The sequence below is a fragment of the Pseudomonas sp. GCM10022186 genome (assembly GCF_042656385.1).
GTDB lineage: Bacteria > Pseudomonadota > Gammaproteobacteria > Pseudomonadales > Pseudomonadaceae > Metapseudomonas.
In genome coordinates this window covers 332455-353269 of record NZ_JBHSOU010000010.1, presented here as the reverse complement: position 1 = coordinate 353269, position 20815 = coordinate 332455, and the positions used below count along the sequence as shown (strand labels likewise).

General features: G+C 64.4%; 20 protein-coding genes. 17 read left to right on the top strand and 3 right to left on the bottom strand.

Annotation, left to right across the window (positions count from 1 at the left end):
* The first annotated feature begins 11 nt into the window (after positions 1-11).
* The 5 genes from ACFPU0_RS08185 to ACFPU0_RS08165 all read left to right on the top strand — a co-directional run bounded on the left by ACFPU0_RS08185 (position 12) and on the right by ACFPU0_RS08165 (position 6004).
* Positions 12-1880 (top strand): IucA/IucC family protein, encoded by a 1869-nt coding sequence (locus ACFPU0_RS08185; protein WP_377692381.1) that lies wholly within the window; start codon positions 12-14, stop codon positions 1878-1880.
* The gene (locus tag ACFPU0_RS08180) at positions 1874-2647 is read left to right on the top strand and encodes an HpcH/HpaI aldolase family protein (RefSeq protein WP_377692380.1); all 774 of its coding nucleotides are present in this window, start codon (positions 1874-1876) and stop codon (positions 2645-2647) included. Before ACFPU0_RS08185 ends, ACFPU0_RS08180 begins: the two co-directional genes overlap by 7 nt.
* A 4-nt stretch (positions 2648-2651) precedes the next feature.
* Positions 2652-4520 (top strand): IucA/IucC family protein, encoded by a 1869-nt coding sequence (locus ACFPU0_RS08175; RefSeq protein ID WP_377692379.1) that lies wholly within the window; start codon positions 2652-2654, stop codon positions 4518-4520.
* 68 nt (positions 4521-4588) lie between these two features.
* A complete protein-coding gene (locus ACFPU0_RS08170; RefSeq protein ID WP_377692453.1) occupies positions 4589-5242 on the top strand; it encodes an RraA family protein in 654 nt (217 codons plus the stop codon).
* Positions 5243-5497: 255 nt separating this feature from the next.
* Positions 5498-6004 (top strand): hypothetical protein, encoded by a 507-nt coding sequence (locus tag ACFPU0_RS08165; protein WP_377692378.1) that lies wholly within the window; start codon positions 5498-5500, stop codon positions 6002-6004.
* 368 nt (positions 6005-6372) lie between these two features.
* Here the strand turns inward: ACFPU0_RS08165 and ACFPU0_RS08160 are convergent, their stop codons facing one another.
* Complete coding sequence (locus tag ACFPU0_RS08160) at positions 6373-7002, bottom strand: helix-turn-helix domain-containing protein (protein WP_377692377.1); 630 nt, start codon at positions 7000-7002, stop codon at positions 6373-6375.
* A gap of 4 nt (positions 7003-7006) precedes the next feature.
* Positions 7007-7168 carry a hypothetical protein gene (locus ACFPU0_RS08155; protein WP_377692376.1) on the bottom strand — a complete coding sequence of 54 codons (162 nt, stop codon included), beginning with the start codon at positions 7166-7168 and terminating at the stop codon, positions 7007-7009.
* Between the two features lie 433 nt (positions 7169-7601).
* On the opposite strand from ACFPU0_RS08155, the gene ACFPU0_RS08150 reads away from it, so the two are divergent.
* The 10 genes from ACFPU0_RS08150 to gabP all read left to right on the top strand — a co-directional run bounded on the left by ACFPU0_RS08150 (position 7602) and on the right by gabP (position 17384).
* A complete protein-coding gene (locus tag ACFPU0_RS08150; RefSeq protein ID WP_377692375.1) occupies positions 7602-8492 on the top strand; it encodes a TauD/TfdA dioxygenase family protein in 891 nt (296 codons plus the stop codon).
* Between the two features lie 43 nt (positions 8493-8535).
* Complete coding sequence (locus ACFPU0_RS08145) at positions 8536-9582, top strand: ABC transporter substrate-binding protein (protein WP_377692374.1); 1047 nt, start codon at positions 8536-8538, stop codon at positions 9580-9582.
* Between the two features lie 4 nt (positions 9583-9586).
* Positions 9587-10444, top strand: a complete 858-nt coding sequence (locus ACFPU0_RS08140; protein ID WP_377692373.1) for an ABC transporter ATP-binding protein — start codon at positions 9587-9589, stop codon at positions 10442-10444.
* A gap of 13 nt (positions 10445-10457) precedes the next feature.
* Positions 10458-11324 (top strand): ABC transporter permease, encoded by an 867-nt coding sequence (locus ACFPU0_RS08135; protein WP_377692372.1) that lies wholly within the window; start codon positions 10458-10460, stop codon positions 11322-11324.
* Positions 11325-11379: 55 nt separating this feature from the next.
* Positions 11380-12597, top strand: coding sequence for a threonine synthase (locus tag ACFPU0_RS08130; RefSeq protein ID WP_377692371.1), 1218 nt, complete (start codon positions 11380-11382; stop codon positions 12595-12597).
* Complete coding sequence (locus ACFPU0_RS08125) at positions 12594-13259, top strand: amino acid ABC transporter permease (RefSeq protein WP_377692370.1); 666 nt, start codon at positions 12594-12596, stop codon at positions 13257-13259. The genes ACFPU0_RS08130 and ACFPU0_RS08125 overlap by 4 nt, the downstream gene beginning before the upstream one ends.
* Entirely contained in the window at positions 13240-13899 is a 660-nt protein-coding gene (locus tag ACFPU0_RS08120) for an amino acid ABC transporter permease (RefSeq protein ID WP_377692369.1), read from the top strand. Before ACFPU0_RS08125 ends, ACFPU0_RS08120 begins: the two co-directional genes overlap by 20 nt.
* A complete protein-coding gene (locus ACFPU0_RS08115) occupies positions 13896-14657 on the top strand; it encodes an amino acid ABC transporter ATP-binding protein (RefSeq protein ID WP_377692368.1) in 762 nt (253 codons plus the stop codon). Before ACFPU0_RS08120 ends, ACFPU0_RS08115 begins: the two co-directional genes overlap by 4 nt.
* Positions 14654-15541 carry a transporter substrate-binding domain-containing protein gene (locus ACFPU0_RS08110; protein WP_377692367.1) on the top strand — a complete coding sequence of 296 codons (888 nt, stop codon included), beginning with the start codon at positions 14654-14656 and terminating at the stop codon, positions 15539-15541. The genes ACFPU0_RS08115 and ACFPU0_RS08110 overlap by 4 nt, the downstream gene beginning before the upstream one ends.
* A 442-nt stretch (positions 15542-15983) precedes the next feature.
* Positions 15984-17384 carry a GABA permease gene (gabP, locus tag ACFPU0_RS08105; RefSeq protein ID WP_377692366.1) on the top strand — a complete coding sequence of 467 codons (1401 nt, stop codon included), beginning with the start codon at positions 15984-15986 and terminating at the stop codon, positions 17382-17384.
* Between the two features lie 233 nt (positions 17385-17617).
* Here the strand turns inward: gabP and ACFPU0_RS08100 are convergent, their stop codons facing one another.
* Complete coding sequence (locus tag ACFPU0_RS08100; RefSeq protein WP_377692365.1) at positions 17618-18361, bottom strand: hypothetical protein; 744 nt, start codon at positions 18359-18361, stop codon at positions 17618-17620.
* Here ACFPU0_RS08100 and ACFPU0_RS08095 point away from each other — a divergent pair.
* Both ACFPU0_RS08095 and ACFPU0_RS08090 read left to right on the top strand, forming a co-directional pair.
* Positions 18347-18805, top strand: coding sequence for a hypothetical protein (locus ACFPU0_RS08095; protein WP_377692364.1), 459 nt, complete (start codon positions 18347-18349; stop codon positions 18803-18805). The genes ACFPU0_RS08100 and ACFPU0_RS08095 overlap by 15 nt on opposite strands.
* Before the next feature lie 439 nt (positions 18806-19244).
* A complete protein-coding gene (locus ACFPU0_RS08090) occupies positions 19245-19982 on the top strand; it encodes a S1 family peptidase (RefSeq protein WP_377692363.1) in 738 nt (245 codons plus the stop codon).
* The last annotated feature ends 833 nt before the right edge of the window (positions 19983-20815 follow it).

The following is a 20815-nucleotide window of genomic DNA, read 5'->3' as shown; positions in this document are numbered from 1 at the left end:
AAGGTATGAATATGGCGACCTCTTTACAGGCCACAGACGCTACTCCCCACGCCTTCAGCCCGGCCGCCTGGCTGGCCACGATCGATGCCCCCGTCTATGAAAAAGTGCAGCAGCGGGTGGTCGGCCAGCTGTTGCAGACCCTGCTGTATGAGGCCGTGCTGCCTTACCACAGCCAGCCGCTGGAACATGGCCAGCAGCTGTTTGTCGTGGTCGGCCGCGATGGGCGGCAGCAGCGGGTGGAGTACCGCTGCAAAGGGCTGCTCAGCCACAGCTTCGAGCTGATCCGCCTCGACCCTCTCAGCCTGGAGCGCGTCGGCAGCAAGGGTGAAACCAGCGTGCCGGACCTGCACCAGGCCCTGGCGGAACTGCTCGGCGACTATCAGGACAGCCCGCACCTGGGGCGTTTCATCCAGGAGCTGGAGCAGACCCAGCTCAAGGACCTGCAATCCCGCAGCCAGGGTTACCAGGCAGAACGCCCGGCCCACGAGCTGGATGTGGACGCCCTGGAGCAGCACTTCATGGATGCCCACAGCTATCACCCCTGCTACAAATCGCGCATCGGCTTTTCCCTGACGGACAACCGCGCCTATGGGCCCGAGTTCGCCACGCCCATCGCCGTGGTCTGGCTGGCGCTGGCCAGGTCCCTGGCCGCGGTCAACCATTCCCGGCACCTGGATTTCCCGGCCTTCATCCAGCAGGAGCTGGGCTCCGAGCGCTGGCAGCAGGTGGCCCGGCAGCTCGCCAGCCAGGGCCGGTCGATCGAGGACTATCAGCTGCTGCCGGTGCACCCCTGGCAATGGGAGAACCAGATCGTCCCGACCTTCTACCCGGAGCTGGCCAGCGGTGAGCTGATCCACCTCGGCACCTCGGATGACCAGTACAAGGCCCAGCAGTCGATCCGCACCCTGGCCAACGCCACGGCCAGGGAGCGGCCCTACGTCAAGCTGGCGATGAACATGACCAACACCTCCAGCACCCGCATCCTGGCGCGGCACACCGTGTTGAACGGGCCGATCATCACCGACTGGCTGCAGGGGCTGATCGCCAGCGACAGCACCGCCCGCAGCCTGGATTTCGTGATACTCGGCGAAGTGGCGGGCGTCAGTTTCGACTACCCGCAGCTGCCCGAGTCCCGTGGGTCCCAGGCCTACGGCAGCCTGGGGGCGATCTGGCGCGAGAGCATTCACCAGTACCTGAAGGCGGACGAGCAGGCGGTGCCCTTCAACGGTCTCAGTCACGTCGAGAACCGCTACGGCACAGGCGAGCAGCGGCCCTTCATCGACGCGTGGATCGGCCGGTACGGCCTGCTGGCCTGGACCCGCCAGTTGTTGCAGGTCACGGTGCCTCCGATCATCCATATGCTGTACGCCGAAGGCATCGGCATGGAGTCCCACGGCCAGAACATCGTGCTGATCGTCAAGCAGGGCTGGCCGCAACGCATCGCCCTGAAGGACTTCCACGACGGCGTGCGCTACTCGCCGGCGCACCTGGCGCGTCCAGAATTCTGCCCGGAGCTGGTGCCGCTGCCGGCCAGCCATGCCAAGCTCAACCGCAACTCTTTCATCCTCACCGATGACGTCAATGCGGTCCGCGACTTCTCCTGCGACTGCTTCTTCTTCATCTGCCTGGCGGAAATGGCGATCTTCCTGCGCCAGCATTACCAGCTGGACGAAGCGCAGTTCTGGCAGATGACCGCCGAGGTGATCCTGGGCTACCAGGATGCCCATCCCCAGCACCGCGACCGCTTCGGGCTGTTCGATGTGTTCGCGCCCAGCTACGAGGTCGAAGAGCTGACCAAGCGCCGCCTGCTGGGTGACGCCGAGCGGCGCTTCAAGTCGGTGCCGAACCCGCTGTATGCCTACAGGCCGCAAGCATGCTGAGAATCAACCAGCTCAAACGCAAGCTCGGCGCCGGGCAGGCGGCGTACGGGGTGATCTGCTCCATTCCCTCGCCGGCGGCCATCGAGCTGATCGCCGAAGCCGCCTTCGACTTCGTGATCATCGATATGGAGCACGTGCTGATCAATCCGGAAACCGTGGAGAACATGATCCGCACGGCAGAGGCCTACGACCTGACACCGCTGGTACGGGTGGCCGACCTCAACCCGAAAACCCTGCTGCGCCTGCTCGATGGCGGCGCCCAGGGCATCGTCCTGCCGATGATCGAGTCCCCCGAGCAATTGGCGAACGCCATCGCCGCCTGCAAATACCACCCGCTGGGCCGGCGCAGCCTCAACGCCGGGCGCCCCGGTGCCTTCGGCAAGGACAGCCTGGCGCAGTACGTGGGCCAAGCCAACGAACAGACCATGCTGGTGGCCATGATCGAAAGTGCCGAGGGCGTCCGGCGCGCGGCCGAGATCGCCGCCGTGCCGGGCCTGGACATGATCCTGGAAGGTGCGGCCGATCTGTCGCAGTCCCTGGGCATGCCCTGGCAGATCGACCAGCCCGAGGTGCAGCAGGCGCTACTCGATACCTGGCAGGCCGCGTGTGCCGCCGGGGTGCCGTACTGCGCCATCCCCCGCCAGGGCGGTGACCTTGGCCGCTGGCGTGCCCGCGGGGTCAAGGCTTTTGTCCTGGGCGACGATCGCGGCATTGCCTTTCGCGCCCTCCAGGCCAGGTTGGCCACCCTTTCTGCAGAAGGAAACTGATTCGATGAACTTCACTTCACTGGCCGCCGACATGGTGATGCAGGACCTGATCGACTGCCTGCTGGCAGAAGATTTCTTTGCCAACGACAGCTTGCCCCTGGTGGACGGCGCGCAATGGCGGCAGGCCCATCCGCAGGCACCGTCCCTCGACGGGGCCGACCCGCAACAGCGCATCCTGGATTGGTGCTACGACGCCCGGGAGCAGCGTTTCATCAACATTGCCCTGCGTCCGGGCATTACCCAGCAATGGGAGAAGGTGCCGGGCACGCCGGTGCTGGCCCGCCAGGACGAGCGCTGGACCCTGTTGTCCCCGGTGGACTTCATGAAGCGGGTGTTCACCGGCATGGCTGCGCGGTTTCAGGACAACGAAAAAGGCCAGACGCTGTTTCTCGAAGTGCTGCACATCAGCGTCTGGCAAACCGCCCTGTCCCTGGAGCACCGGGTCGACCACCAGGGGCTGATGAGCCTGGATGGCGCGACCTTCTTCCGCACCATGGAGCAGTGGGCCTCGCTGCGTGATCGTCCCTACCACCCGCTGGCCAAGGCCAAGCAGGGGCTGCTTCAGGGCGAGTACCAGCAGTACCAGGCCGAGTTCGCCCGGCCGGTGGCGCTGAACTGGGTGGCGGTGAACAAGGCCCTGCTGCTGTGCGGCGACGGCGTGGCGGATCTGGAGCAGGTCTATCCGGCGTGTTACCTGCTGCCCGAACCGCTGCAGGCACGCCTGGCCCGGGAACTGGAAGAGCGCGGCATCGCCCACAGCCATGTGGCCTTGCCGGTTCACCCCTGGCAGTTCGAACATGTGTTGCAGGTGCAGTTGGGCGAGGCCTTCGCCCGTGGCGACTGCCAGCGCCTGGAGTTCAAGGAGGCCACTGTGTTCGCCACCTCGTCGCTGCGTTCCATGACACCGAGTTTCGCTAGCGCCGATTACCTCAAGCTGCCCATGGCCATCCATTCCCTGGGTGCGTCCCGCTATCTTCCGGCGGTGAAGATGATCAACGGCGGTCTGAGCGAAGCGCTGTTGCATCAGGTGCGCCGTCTCGACCCGGTACTGGAGCGAAGCCTGCACCTGTGTGACGAGAGTAAGTGGTGGGCCTTCATGCCGCCCCAGGCGACCTTGTTCGACGAGGCCCCGCGGCACCTGTCGGCGATGGTCCGTGGTTATCCGCAGGCCTTGCTCGACGATCCCGATTGCCGGCTGTTGCCGATGGCCGTACTGGGCACGCCATTGCCTGGCAGCAAGCGCCATTTCTTCGACGACTGGATGCAGTACCGTGGGCTGCCGGCCAACCATGCCTCGGTACTGACCCTGTTCCGTGAGCTGTGCCAGCGCTTCTTCGACGTCAACCTGCGCATGTTCCGCCTCGGCATGCTGGGCGAGGTGCACGGGCAGAATGCGGTGCTGGTCTGGAAAGCCGGCCAGGCCCAGGGCCTGCTGCTGCGCGACCACGACTCGCTGCGCCTCTTCGTGCCCTGGCTGGAACGCAATGGCATGGCCGACCCGCAATACCGGATCAAGAAAGGCCACGCCAACACCCTCTATCACCAGCGCGCCGAGGACCTGCTGTTCTGGCTGCAGACCCTGGCGATCCAGGTCAACGTGCGGGCGATCATCGACACCCTGGCGCAGGTCTACGCGCTGTCGGTGACGACCCTGTGGAGCGCCTTGCGCGACGTGCTGGAGGAGCTGATCGAGACCATCGGCTTCGACGACGAAGCGCGGGCGATGATCCGGCGCCAGCTGTTCGAAGCCCAGCGCTGGCCGCAGAAGCTGCTGCTGCGGCCGATGATCGAGCGCGCAGGGGGGCCGGGCAGCATGCCGTTCGGCAAGGGCGAAGTGGTCAACCCCTTCCAGCGGCTCGCCGGCAGGGCCTGAACCCTCGACTGGCGCGGGCCAGGGTGGATCGCCCTGGCCCGGGAACTGCCGCAATGATCCTGGAGGAAATGCCGATGAACCATCGGATCGCAACACGGCGACAAGCCCTGGGCGAGGAACTGCTCGACCACTACCGGGCCGTCGCTTCATCGACCATCGGCCACCTGACGGATGTCGGCTACCTGCGCGGAATAAGGCCGCTGTTCGGCGGACTGCGCATGGTCGGCAACGTGGTGACCGTGAAAGTCTTCCCACCCGATGGCGGCATCCTGCGCGAGGCGCTGCTGCTGAGCGAACCGGGGGACGTGCTGGTCATCGAGTGCCTGGGCGATGACTGCGCGTGCTGGGGGGAGTTGCGCACACTGGCGGGGAGAATCAAGGGGCTCGCCGGCGTCGTGGTCTCCGGCAGCGTCACGGATTCCGCCGCCTTGCGCGAGCACGGACTGCCGGTGTTCTGCCGAGGGATCAGCGCTTGCACCACGCGCGGGAACGGGCTGGAAGGTGAGATCAACCATCCGATCCAGGTTTCCGGCACCTGGGTTTATCCAGGCGACCTGGCGGTGGGCGATGACGACGGTGTCTTTATCCTGGATGCCAAGCGGGCGCGGGATATGCTCCCTGAGCTGCTGGCCAAGGAGCAGCAGGATCGCGAGCGCAGGGAAGTGTTCCTGCAGCGGCTCGCAGCCCAGGCATCGCTGCTCGAAAAAATGGCCCGGGCTTAGATTCTTTATTCACTAGGGTTATTTGCTAAGTGTCTGATCGCATATCCATTTCGCCGGTTTCGGCGTTGTGGCCGATTGGCTGATCGCTATAGCCGCTGATCCATCGTTACCGCATCGAATCCGTTCGCGGCTCGCGAAAAATCAGCGGCCCGGCGCCGTTCGCCGACGCTGGCCCGCCATCTTGTCCGGCATCCGCGCTTTCCTAGAATTGGCGCCATTCCGATTACTCATTCCATCCTTTGAAGGAGCGCCAACATGATGAATGCCATGCAGATGCCGATGACCGCCAACACCATGATGCCGATGATGGGCATGCCGATGATGATGGCCACCATGCAGTGTGAAATGCAGGCCGACGGCATGCTGTGCAAGATGATGCCGGCGATGGGCATGGACATGGCGATGTTCCGCAACAGCGCCGAAATGATGGCGATGATGATGAACTGCGGCATGCCGATGATGATGCACTGCGGCAACATGTCGATGATGTGCATGTCCCAGTCCGGCATGGCCATGATGCCGATGATGGGCATGATGAACATGATGCCGATGATGGGGATGGGCATGCCCACGCCGTCCATGAAGTGCATGATGGAGTGCACCATGGAAGGCGACGCCATGATGTGCAGGATGATGCCGATGCAGGGCATGAACATGGAGATGTTCAAGAGCTGCTGCGCCCTGATGATGAAGATGATGGAGTGCGGCATGCCCATGATGATGAGCTGCAACGGCATGCCCGTGATGTGCTGCACCTGCTGATCGGCAGGATGCGAAAAAGCCCGGCCGGGAAACCCGCCGGGCTTTTTTTGTGCCTCCATTCCGGGCGCCTTTGGTGGAAATCGCTTCGCGATTTCCACCCTGAGACTCTGGTTTCAGAATGACTATGGACTCGCCGGCGCAAGTCACCCCTCTCCCTCCGGGAGAGGGAAGGTGGGATTCATTCGGGTCTGCTTTACCTGTGGGGGCGAATTCATTCGCCAAGCAGGCCGCAGGTCTGCCATTCGGGCGCCGCAGGGGGCAGCTTCGCCGCCCTTGGCGAATGAATTCGCCCCTACAAGGAGATGCTCCCACCATCCAGCCCCGTAGGGTGGACAGCGCTTTTCTGTCCACCAGTTGGGCGTGCCGACTCAGTCGAGCCGCTCGGCATAGGTGGTGACCAGGTAGGCCACCGCTTCGCTGTCCGAGGGGTTGCGGTAGGTGTGGGGCTGGTCGGCGTAGAACAGGATCGAGTCGCCCGTGGCCAGCAGGAAGCGCTCGTCGTTGACCCTGATCTCCAGCACGCCCTGGGCCACCACCAGGTTCTCCTGGGTGCCGGGCGCGTGAGCGGGGGAATCCTCGCTGGCCAGTGCCCCCAGGCGCAGTTCGTAGAACTCCACCTGGCGCGAACAATCGAAGGGGAACAGCGCGCGGCTGACGAAGCTGCCGTCGCTGCTCACCAGGCGTTTGCTCTGGCGCGCCGGCAGCACCGCGACACCGTCGAACGCGCGGTCGTCGAGGAAGGCGGCCACCGAAACCTTCAGGCCCTGGGCGATCTTGCACAGCACCTTGATGGAGGGAACGCTGCGTCCCGACTCGATCTGCGCCAGCATTGCCCGGCTCACGCCGGATACTCGCGACAGGCCATCCAGCGAGAGGTTGCGCTTGCTGCGCAGGCGCAGGAGATTGCTGGCGACTCGTTGGCCTATGGGGTCGTCCACGGCACCTGTGGCCGCGATCAACACCTGGTCAAGGGCGCCGGCAGAAACGGACTGCCCCATGGTTTCAAGCCTCTCGAATGCCGCTGTCCCGACCTTGCTGCAGAACCTGGAACGCGCCATAGCCCGCGCGCGAGGCGTACATCAGCCACATCAGCTCGGCCATGCGGCGGGCCTGGCGGCGCGTGCGGTAGCGGGCGATGTCGATGACGTTGTCGGTGCGGTCCATTTGCGTTGCTCCTTTGGAGTCATGGGGTACGGCGCTAGCCTAGTCGCTCCGAATTAGAACAATAAATACTTAATATTCATTTATTTATTCAATTTTGATCTTTTTATGCGCACGGCACAACGCTTGGGGCCGCCCGTAGGATGGGTTGAGGAACGAAACCCATCAACCAGCCGGCAGGCTGTGCTTTAACCCGCCTTGGTCGGGCCAGCCCATCCATGCAAGGCCATGCCCCGGCTTTCCGGTGCGAACGGTGCGTTGGGGCGCGATATGCATATTCCTAAAAGATATTTAAATTAATTTTCTTATTTCTATACTGTTTCTCCATGCGTACCTGCCGACCAATCGGCGCGCCGCTCGATGAACCTTCGCGGACACCCCGCGGTTCTTGACCGATGCGCGCCATGAGCGCGCAGTTATTGCATGGAGAGTCGCCATGTCCGTGGCACAAGCCCTTTCTGCGGCGCAACCGCAGCGTTTTGAGATTCGTCCCTTCGCCGGCGCCGCCCTGGGTGCCGAGGTGATCGGCCTGGACCTGTCCCGGCCCCTGGACGATGCGGACTTCGGCCGCATCCACCGCGCCCATCTGGACCATCACGTGCTGGTGTTCCGCGACCAGCGCATCACCCCCGAGCAACAGATCGCCTTCAGCCGCCGCTTCGGCCCCCTGCAGATCCATGTGCTCAAGCAGTTCCTGCTGGCAGGGCACCCCGAGATCTTCATCATTTCCAATATCGTCGAGAACGGCCGCCCCGTCGGCCTGGGCGATGCCGGCAAGTTCTGGCACTCGGACCTGTCGTACAAGGAGTTGCCGAGCCTGGGCTCAATGCTGCTCGCCCAGGAGCTGCCGGAGGAGGGCGGCGATACCCTGTTCGCCAACCAGCACCTGGTCTACGACACCTTGCCGGTGCCCCTGCGCCACGCCATCGAGGGCAAGCGCGCCTCCCACTCCTACACGGCGCGCTACGCCGACGAGGTGTTCGAGGGCATCCAGCGGCCGCAGCTCACGGCGGCCCAGCTCGCCGAGGTCAAGGCCGTGGTGCACCCGGTGGTGCGCACGCACCCGGAAACGGGCCGCAAGGGCCTGTTCGTCAACGAGAACTTCACCACCCACATCCTCGGTATTCCCGAGGACGAAAGCCGGCAGATCCTCGCCGAGCTGTTTGCCCACAGTGCCCGTCCCGAATTCATCTATCGCCACCAGTGGCAACCCCACGACCTGGTGTTCTGGGACAACCGCGCCCTGATCCACCTGGCCACCGGCTGCCCCAACCACCTGCGCCGGCGCATGCACCGCACGACCATCCAGGGCGACGCCCCGTTCTGATCCGCTGACCCTTTCCCGCGATCCCTTTTCCATGGAGCCCGATATGTCTCTAGGCAAACGCTTTCCTTTCATTCCGCGCTTCGGCCGACTGGCCGGCACCCTGGGCTTCGGTCTCAGCCTGTTGACGGCGGGGCTCGCTACCCCCTCCGTGGCCCAGGCCGAAGGCGAGATCCGCATCGCCGAACAATTCGGAGTGGTCTACCTGCTGCTCAACGTGGTGCGCGACCAGCAACTGATCGAGAAGCACGGCAAGGCCGAGGGCCTCGACATCAAGGTGGACTGGACCCAGCTGTCCGGCGGTGCCGCGGTGAACGACGCGCTGCTGGCCGGTTCCATCGACATCGCCGGCGCCGGCATCGGCCCGCTGCTGACCATCTGGGACCGCACCCACGGCCGGCAGAACGTCAAGGGCGTGGCGTCCCTGGGCAACTTCCCCTACTACCTGGTGAGCAACAATCCCAAGGTCAGGACCATCGCCGACCTCGGCGACAAGGACCGCATCGCCGTGCCCGCCGTGGGCGTTTCGGTGCAGTCGCGCTTCCTCCAGTACGCCGCCGCCAAGCAATGGGGCGACAAGGCCTATGACCGCCTGGACAAGTACACAGTGGCCCTGCCGCACCCCGACGCCACCGCCGCGTTGAAGGCCGGCGGCACCGAGCTGACCGGGCACTTCTCCAACCCGCCGTTCCAGAACCAGGCCCTGGAGAACCCCGACGTGCACGTGGTGCTCGACACCTACGAGCTGCTCGGCCCGAACTCGCCCACCGTGCTCTACACCACCGAGAAATTCCGCCAGGAGAACCCCAAGACCTACAAGGCCTTCGTCGCCGCTCTGGCCGAGGCCGCCGATTTCGCCCAGAAGGACAAGGGCGCGGCCGCCGATACCTATATCCGCGTGACCGGCGCCAAGGTCAGCCGCGAGGACCTGCTGAAGGTGATCGGCAACGAACAGATCCAGTTCAGCGTGAACCCCACCAATACCTACCCCTTGGCTGAGTTCCTGCACCGCGTCGGCGCCATCAAGAACAAGCCGGCCTCCTGGCAGGACTACTTCTTCCAGGACGAAGCGCACCCGCTGCAAGGAAGCTGAAGTGATGAATGCCCCGCTGCAAGGCCGCACGGCCAGCACGCTCACCCACCTGCGGCCGCTGCTGCAGGTGGAGTCGGTGAACCTCGAATACCGCACGCCGCAACGGGTGGTGCGGGCGACCCATGAAGTGAGTTTCGAAGTGGATCCGGCGGATCGCTTCGTCCTGCTCGGGCCTTCGGGCTGCGGCAAGTCGACCCTGCTCAAGGCGGTGGCCGGCTTCATCGCCCCGCGCGCCGGAGCGATACGCCTGGACGGCGAACTGGTGCGCGAGCCCGGTCCCGACCGGATCGTGGTGTTCCAGGAGTTCGACCAGTTGCCGCCCTGGAAGACGGTGAAGGAGAACGTCATGTTCCCGCTGCTGGCATCGCGCACCGCCAAACGCCAGGAGGCCGAGGAGCGTGCGCTGCACTATCTGGACAAGGTCGGCCTGGCCGGATTCGCCGAGGCCTATCCGCACACGCTGTCCGGCGGCATGAAGGCGCGGGTGGCCATCGCCCGGGCGCTGGCGATGCAGCCGAAGATCCTGCTGATGGACGAGCCCTTCGCCGCGCTGGACGCCCTGACCCGACGCAAGATGCAGGAGGAGCTGCTGCAGCTCTGGGAGGAAGTGCGCTTCACCCTGCTGTTCGTCACCCATTCCATCGAGGAAGCGCTGGTGGTGGGTAACCGCATCCTGCTGCTCTCACCCCATCCGGGGCGGGTGCGGGCGGAGATCGGCAGCGACCAGTTCGGCCTGCACAGCCTGGGGGGCGTGGCCTTCCAGAATGCCGCCCAGCGCATCCACCGCCTGCTGTTCGACCGGGAGGACGGCGCCGCACCCGCGTCCGACCTGGGTTTCCAGGACATCCGCATCGCCTACTGACGAGAGCATCCCCATGAGTGTTTCCGGCGTCCGCCGCGAGGAATACGAAGTCGTCCTCGCCCCTCTCGACAACCTGCCCCTCGAACGCGAGCTGCCTCTGTCCCAGCGCATCTGGCAGCAGGGCTGGCTGCGCAAGCTGGCGATCCTGGCGCTGCTGGCCCTGGCCTGGGAACTGGTGGCCCGCTACCAGGCCAACGACCTGCTGCTGCCGGGGTTCCTGCAGACCATCCGCGCCTTCGCCGAAGGCCTGGCCAGCGGCGAGCTGCCGCAGAAGGTGGCGATTTCCCTGGCGGTGCTGGTCAAGGGCTACCTGATCGGCATCGTCCTCGCGTTCCTGCTCACCACCCTGGCGGTATCCACCCAACTGGGCCGCGACCTGCTTTCCAGCCTGACCGCCATGTTCAACCCGCTGCCGGCCATCGCGCTGTTGCCGCTGGCGCTGCTCTGGTTCGGCCTGGGCGAGAACAGCCTGATCTTCGTGCTGGTGCACTCGGTGCTCTGGGCGCTGGCGCTGAACACCTACGCCGGCTTCCTCGGGGTTTCCGAAACCCTGCGCATGGCCGGGCGCAACTACGGCCTCAAGGGCCTGCGCCTGGTGCTGCACATCCTCATCCCGGCGGCGCTGCCGTCGATCCTCGCCGGCCTGAAGATCGGCTGGGCCTTCGCCTGGCGCACCCTGATCGCCGCCGAACTGGTGTTCGGCGCCACCAGCGGCAAGGGCGGCCTGGGCTGGTACATCTTCCAGAACCGCAACGAGCTCTACACCGACAAGGTGTTCGCCGGCCTCATCGCGGTGATCCTGATCGGCCTGCTGGTGGAGTACCTGGTGTTCGCCAGCCTGGAGCGGGTGACCGTCAAGCGCTGGGGGATGCAGCGGTGAGCGCACTTCGTACGGTCAGCGCCATTCCGATTTCTTTCCCTGCCTGGTGATACCCATGCCCTATAGCTACCTGTCCCATCTCCATTGTCCGAAGACCGGCGCGCGCTACGACGCCGACCGCATCCAGCAGCTCAGCGACGTGGGGGCGCCGCTGCTGGTGGCCTACGACCTCGACGCACTCAGACAGGCCTGGAAACCGTCCGACCTGATCGGCCGCGAGGCCAGCCTGTGGCGCTACCACGAGCTGCTGCCGGTGCTGGACCCGGCCCATGTGGTCAGCCTCGGCGAAGGTTTCACCCCCCTGCTGCCCACACCGCGCATCGGCCGGGACCTCGGCATCGACGACCTCTGGCTGAAGGACGAGGGCATCATCCCCACCGGCTCCTTCAAGGCCCGTGGCGCGGCGGTGGGCGTGTCCAAGGCCAGGGAACTCGGCGTGCGCGCCCTGGCCATGCCCACCAATGGCAACGCCGGTGCGGCCTGGTCGCTGTACGCCGCGCGGGCCGGCATCCGGGCCACGGTGGTGATGCCCGAGGATGCGCCGCTGATCACCCGCAATGAGACCGCCATCTCCGGCGCTCGCCTGTTCCTGGTCAACGGCCTGATCTCCGATGCCGGCAAGCAGGTGGCCCAGGCGGTGGCCGAAGGTGGCCTGTACGACGCCTCCACCCTCAAGGAGCCGTACCGCATCGAGGGCAAGAAGACCATGGGCCTGGAGCTCGCCGAACAGTTCGGCTGGCGCCTGCCTGACGTGATCCTCTACCCGACCGGGGGCGGGGTGGGGCTGATCGGCATCCACAAGGCCTTCCAGGAGCTGCGTGAACTCGGCTGGATTCCCGCCGACCGTCCGCTGCCACGCCTGGTGGCGGTGCAGGCCAGCGGCTGCGCGCCCATAGTCCGGGCCTGGGAGGCGCGGGCGGAGGCCTCGGAGTTCTGGCCGGACTCGCGCACCGTCGCCTTCGGCATCAACGTACCCAAGGCCCTGGGCGATTTCCTGGTGTTGCGGGCGCTGTACGAAAGCGAGGGCTACGCCATCGCCGTGGATGACGCCGAACTGCTGGCCGAACAGCGCAAGGTGGCCGAGCTGGAAGGCGCCTTCGTCTGCCCGGAGGGCGCCGCGCTCTATGCCGCCGCGCGCAAGCTGCGCGAAGGAGGCTGGATCCGTCCCGGCGAGCGGGTGGTGGTGCTCAACACCGGCGCCGGCATCAAGTACCCGGACACGGTGGAAGTGGAGGTGCCGCTGCTGCAGCCGGGGGAGAGACTGCCCCGATGAGTTTCGACTGGAACTTCGTGATCGCCACCTTGCCGGCCTTCGCCAAGGCCGTCGGCGTGACCCTGCAGGTGGGGGCGATCGCCATCGCCACCTCCCTGCTGGTGGCGCTGGTCAATGCGGCGATCCTGGTGCTGCGTGTGCCGCTGCTGCGCCCGCTGGTGAAGGGGTATATCGAGGTGGCGCGCAATACGCCGCTGCTGATCCAGCTGTTCTTCATCTACTTCGCGCTGCCCGGTGTCGGCATCCGCCTGTCCGGCTTCGCCTGCGCCATCATCGCCATGACCTTCCTCGGCGGTGCCTACCTCACCGAGGTGCTGCGCGCCGGCGTGGAGGCGGTGCCCCGGGCGCAGGTCGAGTCCGGGCTGTCCATCGGCCTGTCGCGCTGGCAGCTGCTGCGCCACGTGATCCTGCCCCAGGCGGGCATCCTCAGCCTGCCGGCGCTGTTCGCCAACTTCATCTTCCTGCTCAAGGAAACCACCGTGGTCTCGGCGGTGGCGGTGCCGGAAATCCTCTACACCACCAAGAGCTACATCGCCCTGCACTACAAGACCTACGAAATGCTGGCGGTCATGACCGCGCTCTGCGTTCTGCTGTTCCTGCCGCTGTCCCTGCTGCTGGCCCGACTGGAAAGGAGGCTGCAGCATGGCCAGTTCGGGTCTTGAGCTGTTGCTGATCTCGGCGCCGCAACTGGCGCGGGGCGCCTGGGAGACGCTGTCCATCTCGGCCACGGCGATCCTCTTCAGCAGTGCCGGCGGCGTGCTCTACGGCGTCTTGCGCAACCTCGGCAAGCCGTGGCTGGAGCTGCCGCTGCGCATTTACCTGGAGCTGTTCCGCGCCATCCCGGTGCTGGTCTGGCTGTACCTGTTTTTCTTCGGCCTGCCGATCTTCCTCGGTGTCAGCCTGCCGAGTTTCTGGTGCGCGGTGCTGGTGCTGTCCCTGTGGGGAGCCAGCGAGGTGGGCGAGGTGGTCCGTGGCGGCCTGCGCTCGCTGCCGCGCGGACAGCGCGAGGCGGGCCTGGCCATCGGCCTCGACCTGCCCAGGCTCTATGCCGAGGTGTTGCTGCCCCAGGCGCTCAAGCGCATCACGCCGCCGACCATCAACGTCTACACGCGGATCATCAAGACCAGTTCGCTGGCGGTGCTGATCGGCGTGGTGGACGTCATCAAGGTGGGTCAGCAGATCATCGAACGCACCTACGAGTCGGTGCTGGTCTACGGCTTCCTGTTCGTTTTCTTCTTCCTGCTCTGTTATCCGCTGTCGGCCGCATCGCGCGTGCTGGAACGCCGTTGGAGTCACCCATGACCGCCTTGATCGAACTGTCCTCGTTCAGCAAGCGCTTCGGCGCCACCCAGGTACTGCGGGAGGTGGACCTGCAAGTCCGGCGCGGCGAGGTGGTGGTGATCCTCGGCCCCAGCGGTTGCGGCAAGAGCACCCTGTTGCGCTGCCTCAACGGCCTGGAGGAGGGGCAGGGCGGCAGCCTGCGCTTCGCCGGCCGCGAACTTGATCGCAAGACCGACTGGCGCGAGGTGCGCCAGCGCATCGGCATGGTGTTCCAGAGCTACCACCTGTTCCCCCACAAGACGGTGCTGGAGAACATCCTGCTCGGCCCGCTCAAGGTGCAGAAGCGTGTCCGCGGCGAAGCCCTGGCCCAGGCCGAATCGCTGCTTGCCCGGGTCGGCCTGCTGGACAAGCGCCATGCCTATCCGCGTGAGCTTTCCGGTGGCCAGCAGCAGCGCATCGCCATCGTCCGCGCCCTGTGCATGAACCCCGAGGTGATGCTCTTCGACGAGGTCACCGCGGCACTCGACCCGGAGATGGTCAAGGAGGTGCTGGAGGTCATCCAAGGCCTCGCCGAGGGTGGCATGACCATGCTCATCGTCACCCATGAAATGGCCTTCGCCCGCGCGGTGGCCGACCGAATCCTGTTCATGGACGGTGGCGTGATCGCCGAACAGAACGACCCCGAAACCTTTTTCAGCAACCCGCAAACCGCACGCGCGCAGCAGTTCCTGGAGAAGTTCTCCTACGTGGAAAAAATGCCTGGAAGGAAATTGTCATGAAACTTGGAACAGCCCTTATTTTCCCCCTGCTCGCTGCCGGCATCCTGGTCGGTTGCGGCAACTCGGATGCGCCCAAGCAAGCGGACAAGGAGGCCGCCCCGGCCAGGGAAGCCGCGCCCAGCGCCGGCTACCTGGACAAGATCAAGCAGCGCGACAAGCTGGTGGTCGGCGTGTTCAGCGACAAGCCGCCGTTCGGCTTCGTCGACGAGCAGGGCAACTACGTCGGCTTCGACACCGACATCGCCAAGCGTTTGGCCAAGGACCTGCTCGGCGACGAGAAGAAGGTGGAGTTCGTGGTGGTGGAGCCCGCCAGCCGCATTCCCTTCCTGCAGAGCGACAAGGTGGACCTGATCCTCGCCAACATGACCGTGACGCCGGAACGCGCCGAGGCGGTGGACTTCACCAACCCCAACCTGCGCGTCGCCGTGCAGGCCATAGTCCCGGAAGGCAGCCCGGTACAGAAGCTCGATGACCTGGCCGACAAGACCATCATCGTCACCACCGGCACCACCGCCGACCTCTGGCTGACCCAGAACCGCCCGGACTGGAAGCTGGTCAAGTTCGAGAAGAACTCCGAGTCCCTCCAGGCACTGGCCAATGGCCGAGGCGATGCCTACGCCCAGGACAACCTGGTGCTGTTCAGCTGGGCCAAGCAGAACCCGGGCTACCGCGTGCTGGCCGACAAGCTCGGCGACGAGGCGCCGATCGCCCCGGCCGTGAAGAGGGGCAACATCGAGTTGCGTGACTGGGTCAACGCTGAACTGGCCAAGCTGGGCGAGGAGCAGTTCCTGCTCAAGCTCTACGACCAGTACGTGCGCAAGGAACTGGCCGACGGCACCGATCCGAAGTCGGTCATAGTCGAAGGCGGCAAGTGGGAAGGCTGAGGCCTCTTCCGGTAAACGCAGAGCCCGCCATTTCGGCGGGCTCTGCGTTTTGGCTGCCAATGTCCCGGGTGATCGCCGAAATCCACCGTTCAATGCGCGTGGGGCGCACCTGTCGTTACGCCAACAGGCGTCGCCGTGCAATGCGCCGAAGCTCTGCAAAAAAGCTTTGATTAACAATGGGTTGTTGGCACTTTGCCAGCAGTCGTCGATGGCGGATGGCTGTCGTGTTTGGGCAGCTTCGTGGCGTTTTCGAATAATTGGGATTTTGCTTGCGGGGCTTAAAGTGGCGCGCCGTTCGAGTGCCGTGCGCTATCGGCGATGCCCGGTCGAGGCGAAAAAGAGCGTCCGGGTCGTGCGGTTTTTTCTTGTTTTCAAAGGAGTTGGTTTCGTCGCCAGAGTCAGTTCGTAGTTTCCTATGTCAGTAACAAGAGAATAAGACGAAATGGTTAGCGTAGGATCTGATGGTTCGAGTGGTAAGTTGGCGCAGGGCTTCAAGCCGCGCCACGTAACGATGCTTTCGATTGCGGGCATTATCGGCGCAGGTTTGTTCGTAGGTTCCGGGCATGCCATCGCAGCCGCCGGCCCTGCGACCATCCTGGCGTATATCGTCTCCGGGCTCCTGGTCGTCCTGGTCATGCGGATGCTCGGCGAAATGGCTGTTGCGAACCCCGATACCGGGTCGTTCTCCACCTACGCTGACCAGGCGATCGGACCATGGGCCGGCTTTACGATCGGCTGGCTGTACTGGTGGTTCTGGGTGCTGGTCATTCCCATCGAGGCACTGGCGGCCGGCAATGTGCTGCACAACTGGTTCCCGCAGATCGACATCTGGCTGTACGCCCTGGTCTCCGTGGTCGCCCTGGCCGCAACCAATCTGTTCAGTGTTGCCAAGTACGGCGAGTTCGAATTCTGGTTCGCGATGTTCAAGGTGGTGGCGATCATCGGCTTCATCGCCCTGGGTTCCGCCGCCTTGATGGGCTGGCTGCCGGACCGGGAAGTCAGCGGCCTGAGTCGCCTGAGCAGTGAACATGGCGGGTTTGCCCCGAATGGGATGGCTGCGGTCGTGGGCGCGTTCATTACCGTCATGTTCAGCTTCATCGGCACGGAATCCGTGACCATCGCCGCTGCCGAATCCAGCGATCCGGCAAAGAACATCGCCAAGGCCACGCGGTCGGTTATCTGGCGGATCAGCATTTTCTACCTGCTGTCCATTTTCGTGATCATTTCCATCGTGCCCTGGAATGATCCGTTGCTGACCGTGCAGGGGTCGTATCAGCGCGCATTGGAGCTGATGAACATTCCCTATGCCAAGTTCCTGGTGGATGTCGTCGTGTTGATCGCCGTCACCAGCTGCATGAACTCGTCGATCTACATCGCCTCCCGCATGCTTTACTCCCTCGGCCGGCGCGCCGAGGCTCCCGCGTTTCTGAAGGAGACGTCGTCGGCCGGCGTTCCCCGGGCCGCGGTCATCGCCAGTACCCTGATCGGCGCGGGGGTTGCCGTCCTGAACTTCTTCGCCCCTGCCGGTGTGTTCGATTTCCTGCTGGCCAGTTCCGGCGCCATCGCCTTGCTGGTGTATCTCGTGATTGCGATTTCCCAATTGCGCATGAGGTCGCTGCTGCGCCGGAACAACGTCGAGATCACCTTCCGGATGTGGCTGTTTCCCTGGCTCACCTGGCTGGTCATCGTTTTCATCGTCTGCGCTCTGGGGGTGATGCTCGTGACCCCCGAGCATCGAACCGAGGTCACCTCGACCATCAGCCTGGCGATCGTCATTTCGTTCCTGGGCATCGTCACCGCACGGGGCCATGCCCGTCCGGAGCGTGCGAGCGTCCTGGGTTAGTTGCCAGGCTGATGGGCTGGAGAAGAGCCGCCGTGCCCGCCTGATGGGTTCGGCGCGCTGCGTGCTGTTCGAGCGCACGACCGTCGAGCGGGAGACCTGGCAAACGGACCCGACGCAAGAAGGAGCCGCAGGCCCCGTGACGCTTCAGGCCCAGCGACTCCTTCTGATGCGTCCCTCGAACTCCCGGGACGCTCTACCGATATGCCCACGTGTTCCTTTCGGAACCCGCGGCCTTAGTGCTGTACCTCGACCATATCGGCATCCGGTGCGTCGGGTACGTTATTGGGTTCCGGCTCTGCCTCGACGACATCGACGTCCGGCGCGTCCGGCGCTTCATTGGCGTCTTCGGCCGCCTCTCTGGCGGCATCCGCGGCGTCTTCGGCTGTTTCCCTGGTAGCGTCTGCGGCCTCTTCAGCCGCCTCTCTGGCAGCATCTTCAGCCTTGCCGGCTGCCTCTCTGGCCAGCTCTGCGGCCTCTCTGGCTGCCTCTCTGGCAGCATCTGCGGCATCTTTATCAGCCTCCCTGGCAGCATCTGCTTCGTTCTTGGCAGCATCTCGGGCCGCATCCGCAGCGTCCCTGGCCGCGTCTCTGGCGCCATCTGCGGCTAATCTAGCCGCGTCTCTGGCTGCATCCGCGCCGTCCTTGTCAGCGTCCCTGGCCGCATCACGGGCAGCATCTGCAGCGTCCCTGGCGGCATCTCGGGCTGCATCTGCCGCATCCCTGGCAGCGTCTCTGGCCGCATCTGCGGCATCCTTGTCAGCGTCTCTGTCTGCATCTGCCGCATCCCTGGCAGCGTCCCTGGCTGCATCTACCGCATCCTTGTCAGCATCCCTGGCTGCATCGGCCATGCCGTCCGCGTCGTCGCGATCGGCCTTATCCCGGTCCCCTGCATCATCGTCATGGGCATTGCCAGGACCCCGGTTGCCGCCGACTTTGTCATGGTCTCTGTCATGGTCGTTGTCATGGTCTTTGCCCATGCCTTTGTCCCCGGCAAGACCGCCATGGTCCGCGTCAGCGTCGCCGTGTCCCTTGCCTCCATGACCGTCACCGGCATGGCCTGCCTCACCATGGTCGCCATCGTGACCGCCGCCGTCACCGGCGTGACCACCGCCATCGTGACCGCCACCGTCGCCACCATGACCATCACCACCGCGACCACCGCCGTCGCCGCCATGGCCATCGCCACCGCGACCACCGCCGTCGCCGCCATGACCATCGCCACCGCGACCACCTCCATCGCCGCCGTGACCATCGCCACCGCGACCACCGCCGTCTCCACCATGGCCTCCGCCACCGTCACCACCGTGGCCTCCTCCACCACTGCTGCCATCCCGGGCAGAGGCATACGATCCAATCGAAATGTAATCAGGTACCAACACTGTCGATGCCGAGAGGACTCCACCAATAGCCAGAGCCAGTAGGCATTTTCTGATAGGCATAATGTGCCTCCGTCTAAGTTCTCTTGGTCATCCCCCTCCCGACGAAAAGTTGACGATGTAGGGTTGAACCGAGCTGCGTCGCGGAAGTTCATAGTCCGTAACAGTTTTCTGCCCAGTGGCCCCGAACCATAGAAAAGAAAGGGACAGATTCACTTTTCTGTCCCCTTTTCCCGCCTGGCCGAGGTTCCAACAGGTGCGAGCGATCATCGAGTGGTAGCCACAGCTGCTGGTCGTGGTCAATTGGCTCGATTAGGCGGATGGTAGTGCGGGTACTTGTTTTCCTATGGCCCCCGGGCCGATCCGCCACCGGTCGGCATATTGCCCTGTCGGAGGGTTTTGCTGGCCAAACTGCCGACAGGTGTAACGCACGTCGCCCGGTTGTGGTGGCGGTCCTGGGCCGCGAGCTAATGGAGCTTACGCAATGCCGGTAATCGAACCACTGCTGCTAAGCACCGTGCGCATCTGTACCTATGCAGGGCCGCGCCTGCTGACCAATGCCAGCGGCTTCTTTTTCGCGCGGGAGGAGCGCCTGTTCCTGGTGACCAGCCGGCATGTGGTGCTGGATGCTTCGAGCCGACATTTCCCTGATCGCCTCGAAATCGAGCTGCACACCGATCGGCACGATATGGCGCGATCCTGCGGCTACTCCGTGCCGCTGTATCGAGACGGCAAGAGCCTGTGGCGCCAGGGGCGGGATACGGCAGGTGGTGTCGATGTCGCGCTGATCGAGATGGAGTGTTCGGCATTGCCGAGGGCGATGGTTCACCACGCTTTCACACCGGAGCACCTGCAGGCTCCCAGCGACTCGGTCGAGGTCGGTACTGCGCTGCTGGTGGTGGGATTTCCGCTGGGATTCCACGACCACCTGCATCACATGCCGGTGGTTCGGCATGCCATTGTCGCCTCTTCGTTCGGCTTGCGCTTCCAGGGGCAAGGCTATTTTCTCACCGATGCGCGTACCCACCGCGGCACAAGCGGCGCGCCGGTGGTGATGCGGGCGCCGGATGATTGCAGCAACCTGGGCGATCTGCCCTGGATGTTGCTAGGGATTCACTCGGCGCGCCTCGATATGGTCAGCCGCGACCTGGCGCAAGACGAAGCGCTGGGACTCAACTGTACCTGGTATGCCGATATCCTCATGACCCTGAGTGCGAACTGAGGGGCGAGGCCGTTGTAGTCGGTGATCTCATACTCCGGTATCGACCCGCCAAGAGTTCACGGTTTGTTCCCCATACTGCCCAACCAGGTTCGATAGGTCAGGTTTGTGCCGGGCCGCATTCGGATGTAGTGGTCGGTGTGCGGATTGCAGAGGGTCTTCAGTGGCTGAGGTTGTCATCGCGCGGTGGATATTCCGCAGCCGCGTGCGGCTGATGCGGTTCTCGCGCATCCGTGCTGCAACGGCGATTGCGCAACCGAGCGCGTTCTGGTTTTGGCTTAGCTTGAAACAGGGCTGCAGTCAGTGGGGCCTTGTCTGGCAAGCTCCCCGCCTTGGGCCTGGTCCTGAGGTTGAAGCCGTGCCCGCAACCTCGACTCTCAAGATCAGCTCTCCGGGGAGCTGAAGACAGGTGTGCCGTATTGGTCGATGCGCAAGATCCTGCTGAGTGCGAGCTCGGCCGCGGATGCCGCATCGGATAGCAATTTGAAACTCGTCTGGTCGCATACCAGGTGATAGAGGGGCTCGGATGCCAGTCCGTGTTTTCTGATCGCAATGAATGCGAGCGCACGGCCGCCGCTCACTTCGGCTGTACTCCAAGCTACGTAGCCTGGGAATTCTCGTCTTTTCATGACGTTCTCAATTATCGGGGGGTGAGATTCCACTATCCCCCTAATGCACCTGTATAGCTCCCTTTAATTCAAATGCCGGACCAAGGGTCGTTGCCCGTAAACAGCAAGCCCCATCGGTGCTGGGCTGGGGGGAAGGTGGCGATCGGTATTTGTCGCGGTATCGACTGGCAACGCGGACCAAGCCGCTCAAGATCTCGCGTTCGCGAG

What these genes read in the sequence shown, in the direction of transcription:
- ACFPU0_RS08100 (WP_377692365.1), bottom strand. Translation starts at nt 18,361, where the DNA reads ATGGGCAAAGACCATGACAACGACCATGACAGAGACCATGACAAAGTC.
- ACFPU0_RS08110 (WP_377692367.1), top strand. Translation starts at nt 14,654, where the DNA reads ATGAAACTTGGAACAGCCCTTATTTTCCCCCTGCTCGCTGCCGGCATC.
- ACFPU0_RS08130 (WP_377692371.1), top strand. Translation starts at nt 11,380, where the DNA reads ATGCCCTATAGCTACCTGTCCCATCTCCATTGTCCGAAGACCGGCGCG.
- ACFPU0_RS08185 (WP_377692381.1), top strand. Translation starts at nt 12, where the DNA reads ATGGCGACCTCTTTACAGGCCACAGACGCTACTCCCCACGCCTTCAGC.
- ACFPU0_RS08155 (WP_377692376.1), bottom strand. Translation starts at nt 7,168, where the DNA reads ATGGACCGCACCGACAACGTCATCGACATCGCCCGCTACCGCACGCGC.
- ACFPU0_RS08120 (WP_377692369.1), top strand. Translation starts at nt 13,240, where the DNA reads ATGGCCAGTTCGGGTCTTGAGCTGTTGCTGATCTCGGCGCCGCAACTG.
- ACFPU0_RS08170 (WP_377692453.1), top strand. Translation starts at nt 4,589, where the DNA reads ATGCCGATGAACCATCGGATCGCAACACGGCGACAAGCCCTGGGCGAG.
- ACFPU0_RS08135 (WP_377692372.1), top strand. Translation starts at nt 10,458, where the DNA reads ATGAGTGTTTCCGGCGTCCGCCGCGAGGAATACGAAGTCGTCCTCGCC.
- ACFPU0_RS08150 (WP_377692375.1), top strand. Translation starts at nt 7,602, where the DNA reads ATGTCCGTGGCACAAGCCCTTTCTGCGGCGCAACCGCAGCGTTTTGAG.
- ACFPU0_RS08165 (WP_377692378.1), top strand. Translation starts at nt 5,498, where the DNA reads ATGATGAATGCCATGCAGATGCCGATGACCGCCAACACCATGATGCCG.
- ACFPU0_RS08090 (WP_377692363.1), top strand. Translation starts at nt 19,245, where the DNA reads ATGCCGGTAATCGAACCACTGCTGCTAAGCACCGTGCGCATCTGTACC.
- ACFPU0_RS08145 (WP_377692374.1), top strand. Translation starts at nt 8,536, where the DNA reads ATGTCTCTAGGCAAACGCTTTCCTTTCATTCCGCGCTTCGGCCGACTG.
- ACFPU0_RS08140 (WP_377692373.1), top strand. Translation starts at nt 9,587, where the DNA reads ATGAATGCCCCGCTGCAAGGCCGCACGGCCAGCACGCTCACCCACCTG.
- gabP (WP_377692366.1), top strand. Translation starts at nt 15,984, where the DNA reads ATGGTTAGCGTAGGATCTGATGGTTCGAGTGGTAAGTTGGCGCAGGGC.
- ACFPU0_RS08160 (WP_377692377.1), bottom strand. Translation starts at nt 7,002, where the DNA reads ATGGGGCAGTCCGTTTCTGCCGGCGCCCTTGACCAGGTGTTGATCGCG.
- ACFPU0_RS08125 (WP_377692370.1), top strand. Translation starts at nt 12,594, where the DNA reads ATGAGTTTCGACTGGAACTTCGTGATCGCCACCTTGCCGGCCTTCGCC.
- ACFPU0_RS08095 (WP_377692364.1), top strand. Translation starts at nt 18,347, where the DNA reads ATGGTCTTTGCCCATGCCTTTGTCCCCGGCAAGACCGCCATGGTCCGC.
- ACFPU0_RS08180 (WP_377692380.1), top strand. Translation starts at nt 1,874, where the DNA reads ATGCTGAGAATCAACCAGCTCAAACGCAAGCTCGGCGCCGGGCAGGCG.
- ACFPU0_RS08115 (WP_377692368.1), top strand. Translation starts at nt 13,896, where the DNA reads ATGACCGCCTTGATCGAACTGTCCTCGTTCAGCAAGCGCTTCGGCGCC.
- ACFPU0_RS08175 (WP_377692379.1), top strand. Translation starts at nt 2,652, where the DNA reads ATGAACTTCACTTCACTGGCCGCCGACATGGTGATGCAGGACCTGATC.